The organism is Acinetobacter lwoffii, from assembly GCF_019343495.1.
GTDB lineage: Bacteria > Pseudomonadota > Gammaproteobacteria > Pseudomonadales > Moraxellaceae > Acinetobacter > Acinetobacter lwoffii_P.
The window spans coordinates 1,902,005-1,917,688 of the sequence record NZ_CP072549.1; the positions used below are offsets into that span (position 1 = coordinate 1,902,005).

13 protein-coding genes and 5 tRNA genes are annotated in these 15,684 nt (G+C 46.6%); 7 read left to right on the top strand and 11 right to left on the bottom strand.

Features of this window, described 5'->3' with window-relative positions:
- The first annotated feature begins 31 nt into the window (after positions 1-31).
- The 7 genes from J7649_RS09040 (at position 32) to J7649_RS09070 (ending at position 8,067) form a co-directional block, all read left to right on the top strand.
- The gene (locus tag J7649_RS09040) at positions 32-1,414 is read left to right on the top strand and encodes an ATP-binding protein (protein WP_219307511.1); all 1,383 of its coding nucleotides are present in this window, start codon (positions 32-34) and stop codon (positions 1,412-1,414) included.
- 435 nt (positions 1,415-1,849) lie between these two features.
- Complete coding sequence (locus J7649_RS09045) at positions 1,850-4,687, top strand: monovalent cation/H+ antiporter subunit A (RefSeq protein ID WP_219310090.1); 2,838 nt, start codon at positions 1,850-1,852, stop codon at positions 4,685-4,687.
- A gap of 4 nt (positions 4,688-4,691) precedes the next feature.
- Positions 4,692-5,057: a Na+/H+ antiporter subunit C gene (locus tag J7649_RS09050; protein ID WP_219307513.1), complete on the top strand. Its 366-nt coding sequence runs from the start codon at positions 4,692-4,694 to the stop codon at positions 5,055-5,057.
- Positions 5,057-6,865, top strand: coding sequence for a monovalent cation/H+ antiporter subunit D (locus tag J7649_RS09055; protein ID WP_180086796.1), 1,809 nt, complete (start codon positions 5,057-5,059; stop codon positions 6,863-6,865). Before J7649_RS09050 ends, J7649_RS09055 begins: the two co-directional genes overlap by 1 nt.
- Positions 6,865-7,383: a Na+/H+ antiporter subunit E gene (locus tag J7649_RS09060; protein WP_219307515.1), complete on the top strand. Its 519-nt coding sequence runs from the start codon at positions 6,865-6,867 to the stop codon at positions 7,381-7,383. Before J7649_RS09055 ends, J7649_RS09060 begins: the two co-directional genes overlap by 1 nt.
- A complete protein-coding gene (locus J7649_RS09065) occupies positions 7,380-7,655 on the top strand; it encodes a monovalent cation/H+ antiporter subunit F (RefSeq protein ID WP_005108490.1) in 276 nt (91 codons plus the stop codon). Before J7649_RS09060 ends, J7649_RS09065 begins: the two co-directional genes overlap by 4 nt.
- Positions 7,656-7,665: 10 nt before the next feature.
- Positions 7,666-8,067: a Na+/H+ antiporter subunit G gene (locus J7649_RS09070; protein ID WP_005108489.1), complete on the top strand. Its 402-nt coding sequence runs from the start codon at positions 7,666-7,668 to the stop codon at positions 8,065-8,067.
- An 85-nt stretch (positions 8,068-8,152) separates the two neighbouring features.
- Here the strand turns inward: J7649_RS09070 and J7649_RS09075 are convergent, their stop codons facing one another.
- The 11 genes from J7649_RS09075 to tpiA form a co-directional block, all read right to left on the bottom strand.
- Positions 8,153-8,557 (bottom strand): ribosome-binding factor A, encoded by a 405-nt coding sequence (locus tag J7649_RS09075; protein WP_004281108.1) that lies wholly within the window; start codon positions 8,555-8,557, stop codon positions 8,153-8,155.
- Positions 8,557-11,262 carry a translation initiation factor IF-2 gene (infB, locus tag J7649_RS09080; RefSeq protein WP_219307517.1) on the bottom strand — a complete coding sequence of 902 codons (2,706 nt, stop codon included), beginning with the start codon at positions 11,260-11,262 and terminating at the stop codon, positions 8,557-8,559. Before infB ends, J7649_RS09075 begins: the two co-directional genes overlap by 1 nt.
- Positions 11,263-11,272: 10 nt before the next feature.
- Positions 11,273-12,757 carry a transcription termination factor NusA gene (nusA, locus tag J7649_RS09085; protein WP_004281105.1) on the bottom strand — a complete coding sequence of 495 codons (1,485 nt, stop codon included), beginning with the start codon at positions 12,755-12,757 and terminating at the stop codon, positions 11,273-11,275.
- Positions 12,758-12,791: 34 nt separating this feature from the next.
- Positions 12,792-13,316, bottom strand: a complete 525-nt coding sequence (gene rimP / locus J7649_RS09090; RefSeq protein WP_004281103.1) for a ribosome maturation factor RimP — start codon at positions 13,314-13,316, stop codon at positions 12,792-12,794.
- 223 nt (positions 13,317-13,539) lie between these two features.
- A tRNA-Met gene (locus tag J7649_RS09095) sits at positions 13,540-13,616 on the bottom strand.
- Between the two features lie 88 nt (positions 13,617-13,704).
- Positions 13,705-13,781: transfer RNA gene (locus J7649_RS09100), tRNA-Met, on the bottom strand.
- A 67-nt stretch (positions 13,782-13,848) separates the two neighbouring features.
- Positions 13,849-13,925, bottom strand: a tRNA-Met gene (locus tag J7649_RS09105).
- 80 nt (positions 13,926-14,005) lie between these two features.
- Positions 14,006-14,082 (bottom strand) — tRNA-Met (locus tag J7649_RS09110).
- A gap of 54 nt (positions 14,083-14,136) precedes the next feature.
- Positions 14,137-14,221 (bottom strand) — tRNA-Leu (locus J7649_RS09115).
- Between the two features lie 53 nt (positions 14,222-14,274).
- On the bottom strand, positions 14,275-14,604 hold the full coding sequence (gene secG, locus J7649_RS09120; RefSeq protein WP_219307520.1) for a preprotein translocase subunit SecG: 330 nt from the start codon (positions 14,602-14,604) through the stop codon (positions 14,275-14,277).
- A 13-nt stretch (positions 14,605-14,617) separates the two neighbouring features.
- The gene (tpiA, locus tag J7649_RS09125; RefSeq protein WP_219307522.1) at positions 14,618-15,409 is read right to left on the bottom strand and encodes a triose-phosphate isomerase; all 792 of its coding nucleotides are present in this window, start codon (positions 15,407-15,409) and stop codon (positions 14,618-14,620) included.
- Positions 15,410-15,684: the final 275 nt, after the last annotated feature.

Below are 15,684 nucleotides of genomic sequence, written 5' to 3' on the forward strand. Positions count from 1 at the left end.
ATGGATGTAAATATCATAGGACAGGTAATCTATGCACATCCAAGCGCTTCAACTGAAACATACCCTGCATTTTTCCGACATTCAGCTCCAGTTTAATTATCCGCAATGCCCGGTCACCTTGATTCTGGGCAATCAGGGAACTGGCAAAACTACGCTTTTACGTTTTAGCTATCAGGCACTGACCTGGTTTGCAGCCCGTTATCGCGACAGCCGTGCTGCGGGTCTGGTGATGCAAGATCAGGACATCATGCAAACCCGGCTGCAATCCAAAATCGATATCCGGATTGGTTTTCCTGAAGAGATGGGCAGCTTGCCAGAATCCAGTCCGTCCGAGCCTACGAACCTACAAAGCTGTTCATGGCAAATCTACAAGACCCTAAACAGTCAGGGTCTGGGCTTTAGCAAAGCAGAAACCTCACAGCTTGAAAGCGTGCTCAGCCTGTATCACAAAGCCCGCTTGCACGATCCCCTGCTCGGTTTGCCGCTAATTGCCTATTATCCGGCTGAACGCTTTACCAATGAAGTCAATCTGCTCAGCAAAAATAACCCGGTCATTCTCCAGTCTGCACATGCTTATGAAATAGCTGCGATTCCTTTCACCACTTTTGCCCGTTTTTTTGAATGGTTTCGTGAAATCAGTGATATTGAAAATGCGCAAAGTGCCAAGATTATGGATCAGATTTTGGCGCGTGCCTTGCAGCAGCCTGAGAACATTCGAGGAAATGAACTGGCCCGGCAGATCGAGAAAGCCCAGGCACATCTGCATGCACCGAATCTCACCGCTTTAAAACAGGCCCTATCGCTGATCTTGCCAGAAGTCAGCCAGATGTATTTAAAATATCAGCCCAAGCTGCAACTGATGGTGACCTATCAGCAACAGACCTTTAGTTTTCAGCAACTGCCCAACAGTATCCGCAACTGGATTGCACTGGTGGGCGATATTGTACGGCGGCTTTGTCTGTTGAATCCCAATAGTTTATTTCCGTGTCAGGAAGGCACAGGTGTTTTACTGATTGATGCGATTGATCATCAACTGGATCAGGAGATGGCAGCAATGATCCTGTCACGCCTACATCAGGCTTTTCCCAACTTGCAGATTATTGCGACCGGCAACCGGCCTGAATTACTGGAACAGGCGCACGGCTTTCAATGTCTGAAACTGGAAAATAAACAGCTGCACCCCATTCATCTTGAAAGTATGAAAACCCAGTTTGATCAGATCTACGCAGAGCTGGAATTGCAGCGAAATAAAGACCTATCTTCCGAAGATACTTTATTGGAAACGGTCACCGAACCCGTCACACCGCTTGCTGTATTGCAAATGATCCAGCAACAGTTAAATCCGGAACAGCAGCAGGAACTACGAGTCTTACTTACTCAAGAGCATCATCCGACGCTACCTCAGTCGCTCTAAACAGATTCAAAAATAAGCGCGATTGTTTGAGTCAATAAGGGAGCCTTTTCCAGCATTCTGTTTTTGCCAGGATTGAACTGTTTTGAGTCAAATTTACAATCAATGCCTGCAATTTAATCTTAATTTTCGGTCACTTCTGGATGATCTGTTTAAGCATGCAGCGCCTGTTAAATCCGAGCCGGCGTATAATTTATAAGTTCTACATAAAAACGTTGATGTTGTTGTTATCCTGTAATATGATCGGTTTTATTTGCGAATTTCATTGTAAAATCGGAATTTGCTATCGTTTATAAGTTGCGCAATACAACTGTTTTATATTCTTTTTGAATATTCTTTTGGCTTTCAAGATTGAGAAGTTTGGGTCGCTCCTTGTGGTCCTGTAGTCCTTGAAAGATAAAGATTCACCTTAGGTTAGTCAAAACCTAAATCATGACAATGGATACGAGTGTGCTGCCGATTATTATATTGTTACCGTTAGTATTAGGCACAACCCTTGTCTCGTGGCTGAAGCAATTTTCGCGCGGGGTAACGGCTTTAGGGGCAATTGGTGTCAGCCTCAGCAGTTTCTTATTATTATTGAGTCAGGCGCCTGCCATCTTTGATGGTGCAGTGATGACCCAGACCTGGTCCTGGCTGCCCCAGCTCGGCATTGATTTCAGTTTTCGCCTGGATTCTCTGGGATTGCTGTTTGCCTTGCTGATCAGCGGAATTGGCACCCTGATTTATATTTATGCCTATTATTATCTCAATCCAAAAAATTCACTGAGCAAACTGTATCTCCTGCTGATGCTGTTTATGGCGGCGATGCTCGGAATTTCATTGTCGAATAACCTGATTATCTTATTGGTTTTCTGGGAACTGACCAGTATTTCATCCTTCTTGCTGGTAGGTTACTGGAGCAATTACGAAGCGGCGCAACGTGGTTCGCGTATGGCTCTGACCATTACCGGAATGGGTGGTCTGGCGATGCTGGGCGGTTTTGTCCTGCTTGGTCAAATTACCGGCACTTATCAGCTTGACCAAATCCTGACGATGACTGAGCAGATTCAGTCCCATCATTTATTTGTTCCAACCTTGTTGCTGATTTTACTTGGTGCCTTTACCAAAAGTGCGCAGTTCCCGTTCCACTTCTGGTTGCCGAATGCCATGGCTGCACCGACACCGGTCTCTGCCTATTTGCACTCGGCCACCATGGTCAAAGCCGGTTTATTCCTGGTAGCACGTTTGCTCCCGATCTTTGCCGGTGCTGCACTGTTTCATAATATTGTGACCTTTGTCGGTCTGTTTACCCTGTGCATGGCCGCCTTCTTTGCCATTTTTAAGGAAGACCTGAAAGGCTTGCTCGCCTATTCAACTATCAGCCATTTAGGTCTGATCATGTGTCTGCTCGGGATTGGTTCACCATTGGCTGTTGCAGCAGCGATTTTCCATATTATTAACCATGCCACCTTTAAAGCAGCACTGTTTATGATTGCCGGAATCATCGATCATGAATCCGGGACTCGTGACTTACGTAAACTGTCTGGCCTATGGCAATTATTGCCCTTTACCGCAACATTGACCATGATCACGGCAGCATCCATGGCGGGTGTACCGTTGACCAATGGTTTCCTGTCCAAGGAAATGTTCTTTACCGAACTGGTCGCCAGTTTAAGTGGCCCACTTATGGTCGGCTCCGCTATTGTCGCGACACTGGCCGGGATTTTTGCGGTGGCTTATTCCATTCGACTGGTGCATGGAGTCTTTTTCGATGGTCCGTTAGGCAAGCAGGTCCCGAATAAAGATGCACATGAACCTGCGTTTGGTATGCGCGCACCGGCCACTTTGTTAGCAATTTTATGTATTTTAGTCGGTCTATTGCCCGCTCTTCTGGTGGAAAAAATTGTCAATAGCACCACTCAAGCGACGACCCAAAATTTTGATTTTGAAGGTACTCATCTGGCGCTTTGGCATGGTTTCAACCTGCCCCTGCTGATGAGTGTGATTGCTCTGCTCGGCGGAATAATCTTTTACTTTTCTCTCGCCAAAGGTGGCGCCTTACGTGAAATCGACCTGGATCCAAAACTGGGCCGCTTACAGGGCCGAGTGCTGTTCGACCTGTTTTTGAAAAATTTGCTGCTGAATTCACGCCGTTTCCGCCGTGCCACTGAAAATGGCAAATTGCAAAGCTATTTATTGTGGATTGTAATTTTTACCGTCGGGCTGGTGGGGTTCCCATTACTCAGCAATGCAGTGGGTACGGGTACACGCGAGCTGACCCATGCCCCTGCCCTGGCGATTATCTTGTGGTTACTGCTGTTCTCTGCCTGCTGGATGCTGCTGTGGTTCCATCATGAGCGGATTAAAGCGGTACTGATTAGCGGTGCAGTCGGCCTGGTCGTCACCATGGTCTTTATCGGCTTCTCGGCTCCCGATCTGGCATTGACCCAGATTACGGTCGATGTGGTCACCACGGTTCTACTACTGATGAGTTTATCTTTACTGCCTCAGTTAACACCGTATGAATCGAGTCCGACCCGTCGCTGGCGTGATGCCATTATTGCCTTGGGCGGCGGTCTCGGGATTGCGGCAATTGCCTGGCTGATCATGACCCGTGATCACAATTCCATTTCATGGTTCTTCCTGCAACAGTCCATTCCTCTGGGCGGCGGCACCAATGTGGTGAATGTGATTCTGGTCGATTTCCGTGGTTTCGATACCTTCGGCGAAATTACTGTACTCGGCATTGCGGCGATTGGTGTTCTGAGCCTGATGGATGGCATGCGTGCGCATGGTACCACCATGACTCAGGGCCTGACCTATCGTTTTAACCCATCCCCGCTGATGTTGCGTATTACCGCATCCTGGATTTTGCCGGTCGCGCTGGTAGTCAGCCTGTATATCTTTATGCGTGGCCATAACCTGCCGGGCGGTGGTTTTATTGCCGGACTAGTGACTTCACTGGCACTTATTATTCAATATATCGCAGTGGGACAGGACAAAACCGAACAGTTGCTTGGCGCCAAATCCGGTCGCCTGTATGAAATCTGGATTGGAGTCGGCTTAACGATTGCAGGATTGACTGGAATCGCAGCCTGGTTCTGGTCACGTCCATTCCTGACCAGTGCACATATTTATGTCTCTCCGCCCATTATTGGAGAAATGCATTTAGCTTCGGCTGCGCTATTCGATGTCGGCGTCTATGTCACTGTCGTCGGTGCCACCATGCTGATGATTTCTGTCTTGGGCGATTCACGTCACTCAAGCATGTCTGGCCCAGTACCAAGAGGATAATAGAATGATCAGTTTAGAATTTTTATTAGCCTCCGCGATTGGCCTGCTGACAGCCACAGGCATCTATCTGATCCTGCGGGCGCGTACCTTCCCGGTGGTGTTGGGCTTGGCCATGATTGGTTATGCGGTCAACTTGTTTTTATTTGCCATGGGCCGGATTCAGATGAATTCGCCTGCAGTATTAACCGAAGCTTCGAATGTGACCGATCCTCTTCCTCAGGCACTGGTGCTGACGGCCATCGTGATTGGCTTTGCCACCACTGCCTTTATTGTCCAACTGGCACTGCGTAGCCGCTACGAATCAGGAACAGACCACGTTGACTCAAAAGAAGATATCCCCCAGATTGATCCACGTGAGGATGAGCCTTAATGACTGATCTTCTCAATTTCTGGACTCAGCACACCCCTATTTTCAGTATTCTTTTACCGGCCTTTACCGCTTTTGCCCTTGTACTTTTAGGCAATCCGGGTGCAGGCTCTCTGATCACGGACTGGCGTCAACCCTGGCGTCGTGGTATCAGCCATCTCTCGGGAATCTTGGGCCTGATCATTGCCGTTAGCTATCTGATAAACAGCAGCGAGGGCCAAATCAGCGTATACACCCTCAGCGAATGGGCAGCACCATTTGGAATCGTGCTGGTCCTGGATCAGCTCTCGGCCATGATGCTGGTGTTGACCTATGCGCTCGCCTTGCCTGTGGTCTGGTATGCCAGCAAAGAATGGGACTTACGCGGCCGTTATTTCCATGCCATGGTGCATTTCCTGCTGATGGGCTTGACTGGGGCATTCCTAACCGGTGACTTGTTCAACCTGTTCGTGTTCTTTGAAATTTTGCTGATGGCGTCCTATGTACTACTGTTGCATGGACAAGGTAAGGCACGTTTTCAGCTTGGAATTCATTACGTCACCATTAACCTGCTGGCGTCTGCGCTGTTCCTGATTGGACTCGGGATGATTTATGGCAGTGTCGGCAGCCTGAATATGGCCGATGTGGCCCGTTTGCTGCCAACCCTTGCAGAAGATCAGCATAAACTGGCGGTTGCTGGTGGCTTGATGCTGTTTGTGGTGTTTGGAATCAAAGCAGCAATGCTGCCGGTGGGTTTCTGGTTACCCAAAACCTATGCAGTAGCCACGACTCCTGTTGCCGCGCTCTTTACCATCATGACCAAAGTCGGGGTTTATGCGATTTTGCGGATCAACGGCACGGTTTTTGATGATGAATATAGCCATCAGATTCTGATGAACTGTCTGCTAGTGATTGGCCTGGTCACATCCGTCTATGGGGTGATCTGTGCGATTGGCACCGAACGTCTGCGCCGTTTTGTCGGTTTTATGGTGCTGTCTTCAGTCGGAACGATTTTGGTGGCCATTGGCCTGAATAATACTGCGGCTTGGGCGGGTGCGCTATATTACCTGGTACACAGCACCCTGATTGCGGCCGCATTTTATATTCTGTCGGGTTGGATTACCTCACAGCGTGGCGAATTTAAAGATCATTTTAAAATCGCCCCACTGATGAAACAGAACAAGCTGGTTTCGATTGTCTATTTCATCATCGCCTTGATGATGGCAGGCCTGCCACCGTTTAGTGGATTCTTCGGTAAAATCTTTATTTTGCAGGCTTCTGCTAATTCAGATTATCAGATGATTATTATCCTGACCATTTTGCTGGTAAGTTTTCTCAGTATTCTGGCTTTTACCCGGGTCGGTTTTATCCTGTTCTGGCGTTCGAGCAGACCTGAAGATGATCTTGATTCTGAAGAGTTTCATAAATATGAAGCCCTGCCGAGTAAAGCGCCGGCACGCAATGACCGGGTGATTTATATATTGCTTGCGAGCTTAACCGCCTACGTGGTGTTTGCAGGACCAATCTATCAATATAATTATCAGACTGCGGAACAGATCAAAAACAATTCTGTCTATGAAGCTGCGCTGTTAAAACCGGATGCAGAAGGTCAGTTTATTAGCGTCCAGCCATTCGATCCGAAGTATTTACCAGAAACCAAATATGGTGGTGAGGTGATAGATCCCAATGCGCATCTGATTCCTTATGTGATTTCAGAAGCGACCTTGAAGGGTGAACATATTTCTGAATTCAAGCAACGCCAGATTGACCAACAGCACATTGAACAGACCGAATATGATGATAATCAACTTAAACCGGCGGAGGGACCTTAATGGCTGAATCCTTATTTCAACGCTGGTTCCCGCATCCACTGGTTTCTGTAATTGTAGGACTGAGCTGGATTTTACTGGCACACAGCATGGACGCTGGAACCCTGCTGATGGCCTTGCTACTCGCAGTCATCATTCCACGTATGGTCGAACCCTTTATTGACTATACCCCCGATATCCAGTGGACTCCTGCCCTGCACCTGTTCTTTGTCGTAGTTTGGGATATTGTAGTAGCCAATATTAAAGTGGCCAAACTGGTACTGGGACCAACCAAGAACCTGCATCCGAAATGGTTCAGAGTGCCTTTAGACACCGAACATGAAGAAGTCAACACCTTGCTGGCGATGATTATTACCACCACACCGGGCACGGTATCTGCAGGGATTGACCAGGATCGTGGTGACATTCTGGTGCATGCCTTAAGCACAGATGATGAAGCGGCCGAAATCGAACTGATTAAGCAGCGCTATGAACGCCCGCTCATTGAGATTTTTAATGCACGATCAGGAGAAAAAGCATGACGATTCTACCTTATGCATTATTGATTTGTCTGGGTGCGGTAACCATCTCCATGTTACTGTGTCTGATCCGGCTGATTACCGGCCCCTCTATTGTGGACCGCCTGCTGGCACTGGACACCCTGTTTTTGAATGCTACCTGTCTGGTGGTGATTTTAGGCATTTACTGGAGCAGCACATTTCTGTTTGAAGGCGCTCTCTTGGTCGCGATGCTAGGCTTTGTCTCGACCGCAGCCTTGGCGCGTTATTTCACTACTGGCCATGTCATCGACTAGGAGTTTTTAAATGTCTTTAATTTTAGAAATACTGGTGTCGATTTTTCTATTGATTGGTGCTTTCTTTATGCTGGTCGGCGGAATTGGGATGGTGCGTTTGCCCGATCTGTTCATGCGTCTGCATGCACCGACCAAATCCAGTACTTTGGGCCTCGGCAGTTTTTTAATTGCGGCGATGATTTTCTCTGCCATGTATGGCCGTTTCGGTTTTGCTGAAGTGCTGATTACCCTGTTCGCCTTTATCACTGCGCCAGTATCTGCCAATCTGATGGCACAGGCTGCATTACATTTGCGTTTACGTTCTTTGAGTGGTGAAGTACCGGAAACGCTAGAACGCCCCCTGCCTTGGCAGCGTTCACGCCGTCGTACCTTTTATGAAAAGAAAATCAATCGCAATGATGATTTAGATTAATTGAGCAAGCGATTCCAGTTCTCTCAAATCTCAAAATAGAGAGATAAAAAAAGCCACCCGAAGGTGGCTTTTTTAGTCCTAAGACTTATTCATCATCTTTTTTTGCTTCAGCTTCAGGTAAGTCCTTCACTGCTTCAGCGATCAGACCAAACATATAGTTACCATATGCATTGGTCTTATCGTAATGGAAACGTAGACGAGGCGTAATACGGGTTTTGATACGACGACTCAGCTCGTGGCGCAAGAAACCAGATGCTTTGTTCAACACATCCAAAGTTTCTTTATTGGCTTCTTGGCTTTGCTCATCGCCAAGTTCACGTCCCATCACAGTGACATAAACTTCCGCATATCCCAGGTCTGGGCTCACCTTCACCGCAGAGATGGTCACGAGACCACCTAAGCGTGGATCTTTCAGCTCCTGACGGATCAGTTCGGACAACTCGCGTTGTACTGTATCCGCCATACGCTTCAGACGTTGACTACCCGCCATTAAAGACTCCGTTTAATCAGTTGAACATCGTACACTTCGATCTTATCAAGTGCTTTGATGTCTTTATAGCCTTTCACCGCAAGACCACATTCCATACCGGCACGAACTTCTTCAACCACTTCTTTGTAGCGACGAAGAGATTCAAGCTCGCCCTGGAACACAACCACGTCATCACGTAATACGCGAATCGGTTTGTTACGATGCAATACGCCTTCAAGTACCATACAGCCTGCAGCCGCACCAAACTTACTTGAGTGGAATACTTCACGTACTTGTGCAACACCCAGAATCGTTTCACGATGTTCTGGTGCAAGCTTACCGCTCATTGCTGCTTTCACATCATCAATCAATTGATAGATGATTGAGTAATAACGAATGTCGATACTGTCTGCATCTGCTTTTTGACGCGCAGCATTGTCCGCACGTACGTTAAAGCCGAGTAGAACTGCTTCTGAAGATTCAGCCAGTGTCACGTCAGACTCAGTAATCGCACCTACACCAGAACCGATGATACGTACTTTAACTTCGTCAGTCGCAAGCTCAGCAAGTGCAACGTGTAATGCTTCCAAGGTACCGCGTACGTCAGTTTTCAACACAACGTTCACGATAGGTACATCTTTCTTGCCCATAGACGCCATGATGTTTTCAAGACGCATTGCAGATTGACGCTCAAGACGTTTTTGACGTTCACGATCCATACGCGCATCGGCAACTTCACGTGCTTTCTTCTCGTCGCTCACCACAAGAACTTCGTCACCAGCCATTGGCGCTTCTGGAAGACCCAGAATTTCCACTGGAATCGAAGGACCTGCAGATTTGATACGCTGACCATTTTCATCCGTCATCGCACGAACGCGACCATAAGATGAACCGGCAAGAACGAGATCACCTACTTTCAATGTACCGTTTTGAACCAGAATAGACGTTACCGCACCACGGCTGTTGTCTACACGTGCTTCAATTACGACACCTTGTGCAGCGCCTTCTTCCGATGCTTTAAGCTCTAGAAGTTCAGCTTGAATCGAAATAATATCAAGAAGTTCATCAATACCTTGACCAGTATGTGCAGAAACCATTGCCACTGGAACGTCACCACCCCATTGTTCTGGCACGATTTCTTTCACAGTCAATTCATTCAATACGCGATCTGGATCAGCAGATTCTTTATCCATCTTGTTGATTGCAACAATGATTGGTGTACCTGCAGCACGTGCATGGTCAATTGCTTCTGCAGTTTGTGGCATTACACCATCATCTGCTGCAACAACTAGAACCACGATATCTGTTGCTTTCGCACCGCGTGAACGCATAGCAGTAAATGCTGCGTGTCCCGGAGTATCTAGGAAAGTAATGATACCTTTATCAGTTGTTACATGATAAGCACCAATATGCTGGGTAATACCGCCCGCTTCACCTTGAGCCACTTTGGCACGGCGAATACGGTCAAGCAGTGATGTTTTACCATGGTCAACGTGACCCATAATGGTAACAACAGGCGCACGAGTGGTTTGTGCACCACGTGCTTCTTCAGCTGCTTCAAGCAAGTTATCTTCAGCTTGTGTATCAGAAACCAGTACCGGATTATGGCCCATTTCTTCAACCACAAGAGCAGCAATTTCTTGATCAATTGCCTGGTTCTGAGTCACTAGCTCACCCATTTTCATGAGTGATTTGATTACTTCACGAACCTTAACTGCCATTTTCGCAGCCAAGTCAGCAACCACAATCGTTTCACCGATTTCAACATCATAAACCTGTTTTTTCACAGGTTTTTCGAAGCCGTGCTTGTTGCCCTGGCTGGTTTTTAAACCACGCTTAGGCTGTTTGCTGAAGCTTTGCTCTTCCTGACCACGACGACCACCTTTTTTCGGTGCACGTGCGCTCGGCGTATTCGTACCACGTTTGATTTCGCGGTCTTCTTTGGCAAATGAGTCTTCATATGCCTGGCCAACCAGACCGGCAGCCAAAGGAGAATCATCCACAACACGAATGGTTGCAGTGGTATCTTCCGCGGTGTACTTAGACGCCATTTGACGCATCTGTTCAAGCGTACGTTGCTGCGCTTCTTCAGCCGCTTTACGACGTGCAGCTTCTTCAACAGCTTTCAATTTTGCTGCTTCTGCTTCACGCGCCTTCTTCTGTTCAGCAGTTTCAGTTGGTTTAACAACTTGCTTCACAATCGGCTTGTTGGTTGATTTGCGTTTTACCACAACTGCCGCTTTAGAAACTTCTTGCTTGTCGCTGGTTTGCTTTGCAGCAGCACGCATCGCTTCTAGAGCTTTATTGGCGTTATTTACGCCAGTTGTTGGAGCTTCAGCAGAAGCTTGCGCTGTATTCTGATCAGGCGCAGCTTTGGCCTGTTGCTCAGCCTTGGCTTTCGCCAATGCTTCTGCTTTGATCTGTTCTGGATCCGGCTTAACAAATGTATGCTTCTTGCGAACTTCTACATTAATCGTTTTCGCCTTACCTGAAGTACTGGCTACTTTAGCCGTACTAGTCGTTTTACGTTTCAACGTGATTTGCCCTGCTTGGCTTTCTGAACCCTGTGACTTTTTCACATGACTCATCAAGCTGTCTTGTTGTTCGGTGGTAATAATATCGTCAGCTTTACGCTGTGGTAAACCTGCCTCACGAACCTGCTCTAGGAGCTTCTCAACTGGACGACCCACATTGAGGGCTAACTCTTTAATCGACTTGTCCGTCATATACTACCTCCTAGTTAAACCATGATTCGCGCGCTTTCATAATGAGTTGACCTGCTTTCTCAGCACCCAAACCTTCAATATCTTCGATATCGTCAGTCGCCTGATCTGCTAAATCATCCACTGTTACCACACCACGAGCTGCTAGCGCTTGCGCGATCTCTACTGTCATGCCTTCCATTGCAACAAGTTCTTCACTTGGCGCTTGTATGTTCTCTTGCTGTTGTAATGCATCAGCAAGTGCAATTTCTTTCGCACGGCTTTGCAGTAGTTCAACCAGTTCCGCATCCAGTTCGATTTCATCAAACGTTTCTGCAGGGACATAAGCAATTTCTTCAAGCGAGGTGAAGCCCATTTCTACCAATGCCATCGCCAAATCTTCCGCGATATCCAGACGGGTAACAAACATGTCTAAATATTGTTGCGCTTCGTTTTGTTGACGGGCGTAGTATTCCTCTTCCAGCATCATGTCCAGCTTGTAGCCAGTCAATTCAGATGCCAGACGAACGTTCTGACCTTGTGAACCAATCGCACGTGCCAGCTGGTCGCTGGTTGCGAAAATGATGTCTGCAGTACGTGCATCTTCATCGATGACAATACTCGATACATCTGCTGGTTCCAATGCACTTGCGATATATTGCGCAGGATCATCCGACCAAACTACCACATCAATACGCTCGCCATTGAGCTCTTGCTGTACAGCCTGAATACGAGTACCACGCATACCAATACAAGCACCCACCGGGTCAATACGGTGGTCATTGGTTTTCACTGCAATTTTAGCACGAACACCTGGTTGGCGAGCCGCCGCTTTAATTTCAATGATTTCTTCAGAAATCTCAGGGATTTCTTTCTTCATCAATGCAATCAGCATATCCGGTTTAGCACGTGACAGTTGTAACTGCGCACCACGACCTTCACGGTTGACATTGAAGAGAATCGCATTCACGCGTTGCTTCGGACGAAGGATTTCTTTCGGAATCATTTCTTCACGAGCAAGATACGCTTCAGCATTGTCCCCTAGGTCAATGATAAAACCGTCTTTGGTTTGTTTTTTCACTTCACCGTAAATCAGCTCGCCGACTTTAGATTCGTAAGCATCGGCTACGAGCGCACGTTCTGCTTCACGGATCTTCTGTACAATCACTTGCTTGGCAATTTGCGCTGCAATACGACCGAAGTCAATTGACTCAACTTCCAGCTCACGAATGTCACCAATCGACCATTTTGCCGGATCGACATCAGAGATGGCATCCTGACAAGCTGGCATTTCATGGTCTTCGTCTGCAACCACTTCCCACTGACGGAAAGTACGATAGTCACCTGTTTTGCGATCGATTTCCACACGTAAACGTGCTTCTTCCGAATGTGTTCCTTCGTAGAATTTTTTCTTTGTCGCAGCAACTAAAGCTTGCTCAAGCGCTTCAAAGATCGCTTCACGAGGTACACCTTTTTCGTTACTAACCGTTTCAACGACGGTCAGAATTTCACGTGCCATACGTCACCTATTCGTTAAATTTTTATTTATTCAATTAATCTTGGAAGACCAAATTTGCTTTATCGATATTGTGACTGTCGATCTCCAATACCTGTTGCTTTTCTACTTCAACCTGAATCATTTCATTTTCAAGATCGACAGCAACCAGTTTGGCCTGGAATTTACGACGGTTATCTACCGCACTGATCAAACGTAGTGCTACGGTATGACCGATATAGCCTGACATCTGCTCGAGTTGGAAGAATGGACGGTCCCAGCCTGGCGAAGATACTTCAAGTGAATATTCACCCGAGATCGGATCATGAACATCCAGCATTGCGCCCACTTGCTGCGTGACACGCACACAATCCTGAACACCAATACCACGCCCCTGCTCTTCTTCACCATCTTCATTGATTGCTGGTGCAACGCTCTCATCGACTGGCTTGTCGATGTAGATACGTAATAACGAACATTTACCCTGTGGCAGGAATTCAATCCCCCAAAGGTTTACATTACAGGCTTCAACTGCTGGTGCAATCAAGTCCTGAAGTGCTTGAGTTTTATTTGATAGCTTCATTTACTCTCGTCATCTGGTGCGATTTTATGATCTATTTGACCACTACAAACCAATACAAACTATAGTAGTAGTGAAACATGGAGATTTGACCAAATAATGTCGACACTACACGATAGCCAATAAAAAAGGGCGTAAATCGCCCCAATTAATGCACAATTTAAGATTTTTTCAAATCCCACTGTGCAAAAAGGCCCACCTTGTTGTGAGCCTCTTTTTAGAAACTTGGTAGCGGGAGCTGGATTTGAACCAACGACCTTCGGGTTATGAGCCCGACGAGCTACCAGACTGCTCCATCCCGCATCAACGTGCAAAAATTATATACAAAAGATGAGAACTTTTCAATCAAAACCACATCATTCTGCATATTTGTCATCTGTCGCTAAAAAAGTGGTAGCGGGAGCTGGATTTGAACCAACGACCTTCGGGTTATGAGCCCGACGAGCTACCAGACTGCTCCATCCCGCATCAGCGTACAAATAACTTTCAGTCTAAAGTACTTAAACTGCTTTTAAAGTTTGCATCTTTAAAAGATTGGTAGCGGGAGCTGGATTTGAACCAACGACCTTCGGGTTATGAGCCCGACGAGCTACCAGACTGCTCCATCCCGCAACAACATGCAAATTAATTTTCTCAACTTAAAACCTGTTTAAGCTGCCTCTTGAAATTTTGCGTCTTTAAAAAGGATTGATTGGTAGCGGGAGCTGGATTTGAACCAACGACCTTCGGGTTATGAGCCCGACGAGCTACCAGACTGCTCCATCCCGCATCAACAGAAGTTTTTTCAGCTGCATACACCAACTTAAATTTCTGGATTATAAGTTGGTGCGGAAGGGGGGACTTGAACCCCCACGCCCGAAAGCACTACCACCTCAAGGTAGCGTGTCTACCAATTCCACCACCACCGCAGCTGTGACGCATTCTAGTCGCATCACTGAAAAAAAGAAAGGGCTAATTAAAACTATTCGGTCGTTTCTGGTGCAGTTGGTGAAGTTTCATTCGATTGTACAGGTATGGTCGGAGCAGACTGAACCGATCCCAAACTATACGCATTCGAGGTTTGTTGCTTGGCTAAAATCGCCAAAGTCAGACTGGTCACGAAAAACAGTGCAGTAAAAATCGCAGTCAAACGGGTCATAAAATTACCCGAACCCGATGCTCCGAATACTGTCGCTGCACCACCGCCACCGAAAGAGGCACCAGCATCTGCACCTTTACCATGCTGAACCAAAATCAAGACAATCATCAAAACAGCTAAGATAATATGTACTACCAGCACAAAAGTTTGCATGCTGAACTCCTAATTATTGTGTATTTGCAAATGCATGAGCAATTTTATGGAACGACTCAGCATTGAGTGATGCACCACCGACCAATGCCCCATTGATATCTGGGCAGGCTGCTAACTCTACTGCATTTTCCGGCTTGACACTACCACCATATAAAATCGCCATAGTCTCGCCATAGCCCGTAATCTGGCTTAAACCTTGACGGATTTGTGCATGCATGGCTTGCGCATCTTCAGGAGAAGCAGTTTTACCAGTTCCAATTGCCCAGATCGGTTCATAGGCAATTACGATATTTTTCCATTGCTCCGCTTCAACCACAGCAGCGATATCACAAATTTGTTGCAATACGATAGCTTCTGCCTGCCCTGCTTCACGCTGTTCCAGACTTTCACCGACACAATAAATTACCGTTAAACCGGCACTTAAGGCATTCTTGATTTTAGCATTTAAAATATCAGTATTTTCTGTAAATATTTCACGGCGCTCAGAATGACCCACTAGTACATAGTGAATTTGACTATCGGCCAACAATTCAGCACTGACTTCACCGGTATAGGCACCCGTTCCTGAAATACGTGAAACATCTTGTGCTACGGTATAAATCGGACGAACCGCAGATGACAGCTCTGCCTGAATCTGGCTTAAGGCAATGGCAATCGGTGCCACACCCAAATGACATTGATCTTCAGCAATCGGTGCAGTTTCCAACAAATTCTTAATACCACGCACCAAGCTCAATGCCTCTTCCTGCACCGGATTCATTTTCCAGTTACCTATCACCCAAGGGGTAATCGTCGAAACCGACATAATTAACCTATTTCATTTACATATTTTGAATTGGGCACATTCTACACGGAATTGGAAAATTAAAAGAATAGTTTTCTTATCACTCATTCTCGGTTTAGACTATCCAAAATGGTTATTTTTTGTTATCACTTAAAAAAATGGGGACTTTTTCTAACCAGTTCATGCTTTTACTGGAGATGAGGAAGCGAGCAGCACTCTTGGCTATGGTATTTTTACGTAACAAACGTATAATTTTAGTATAGCAATTAAAAGAATTTCATGAATAGGCATTTATA

Coding starts and splice junctions, on each gene's coding strand:
- J7649_RS09060 (WP_219307515.1), top strand. CDS start 6,865: ATGGCTGAATCCTTATTTCAACGCTGGTTCCCGCATCCACTGGTTTCT.
- J7649_RS09050 (WP_219307513.1), top strand. CDS start 4,692: ATGATCAGTTTAGAATTTTTATTAGCCTCCGCGATTGGCCTGCTGACA.
- rimP (WP_004281103.1), bottom strand. CDS start 13,316: ATGAAGCTATCAAATAAAACTCAAGCACTTCAGGACTTGATTGCACCA.
- nusA (WP_004281105.1), bottom strand. CDS start 12,757: ATGGCACGTGAAATTCTGACCGTCGTTGAAACGGTTAGTAACGAAAAA.
- J7649_RS09055 (WP_180086796.1), top strand. CDS start 5,057: ATGACTGATCTTCTCAATTTCTGGACTCAGCACACCCCTATTTTCAGT.
- tpiA (WP_219307522.1), bottom strand. CDS start 15,409: ATGTCGGTTTCGACGATTACCCCTTGGGTGATAGGTAACTGGAAAATG.
- J7649_RS09070 (WP_005108489.1), top strand. CDS start 7,666: ATGTCTTTAATTTTAGAAATACTGGTGTCGATTTTTCTATTGATTGGT.
- infB (WP_219307517.1), bottom strand. CDS start 11,262: ATGACGGACAAGTCGATTAAAGAGTTAGCCCTCAATGTGGGTCGTCCA.
- J7649_RS09065 (WP_005108490.1), top strand. CDS start 7,380: ATGACGATTCTACCTTATGCATTATTGATTTGTCTGGGTGCGGTAACC.
- secG (WP_219307520.1), bottom strand. CDS start 14,604: ATGCAAACTTTTGTGCTGGTAGTACATATTATCTTAGCTGTTTTGATG.
- J7649_RS09045 (WP_219310090.1), top strand. CDS start 1,850: ATGGATACGAGTGTGCTGCCGATTATTATATTGTTACCGTTAGTATTA.
- J7649_RS09040 (WP_219307511.1), top strand. CDS start 32: ATGCACATCCAAGCGCTTCAACTGAAACATACCCTGCATTTTTCCGAC.
- J7649_RS09075 (WP_004281108.1), bottom strand. CDS start 8,557: ATGGCGGGTAGTCAACGTCTGAAGCGTATGGCGGATACAGTACAACGC.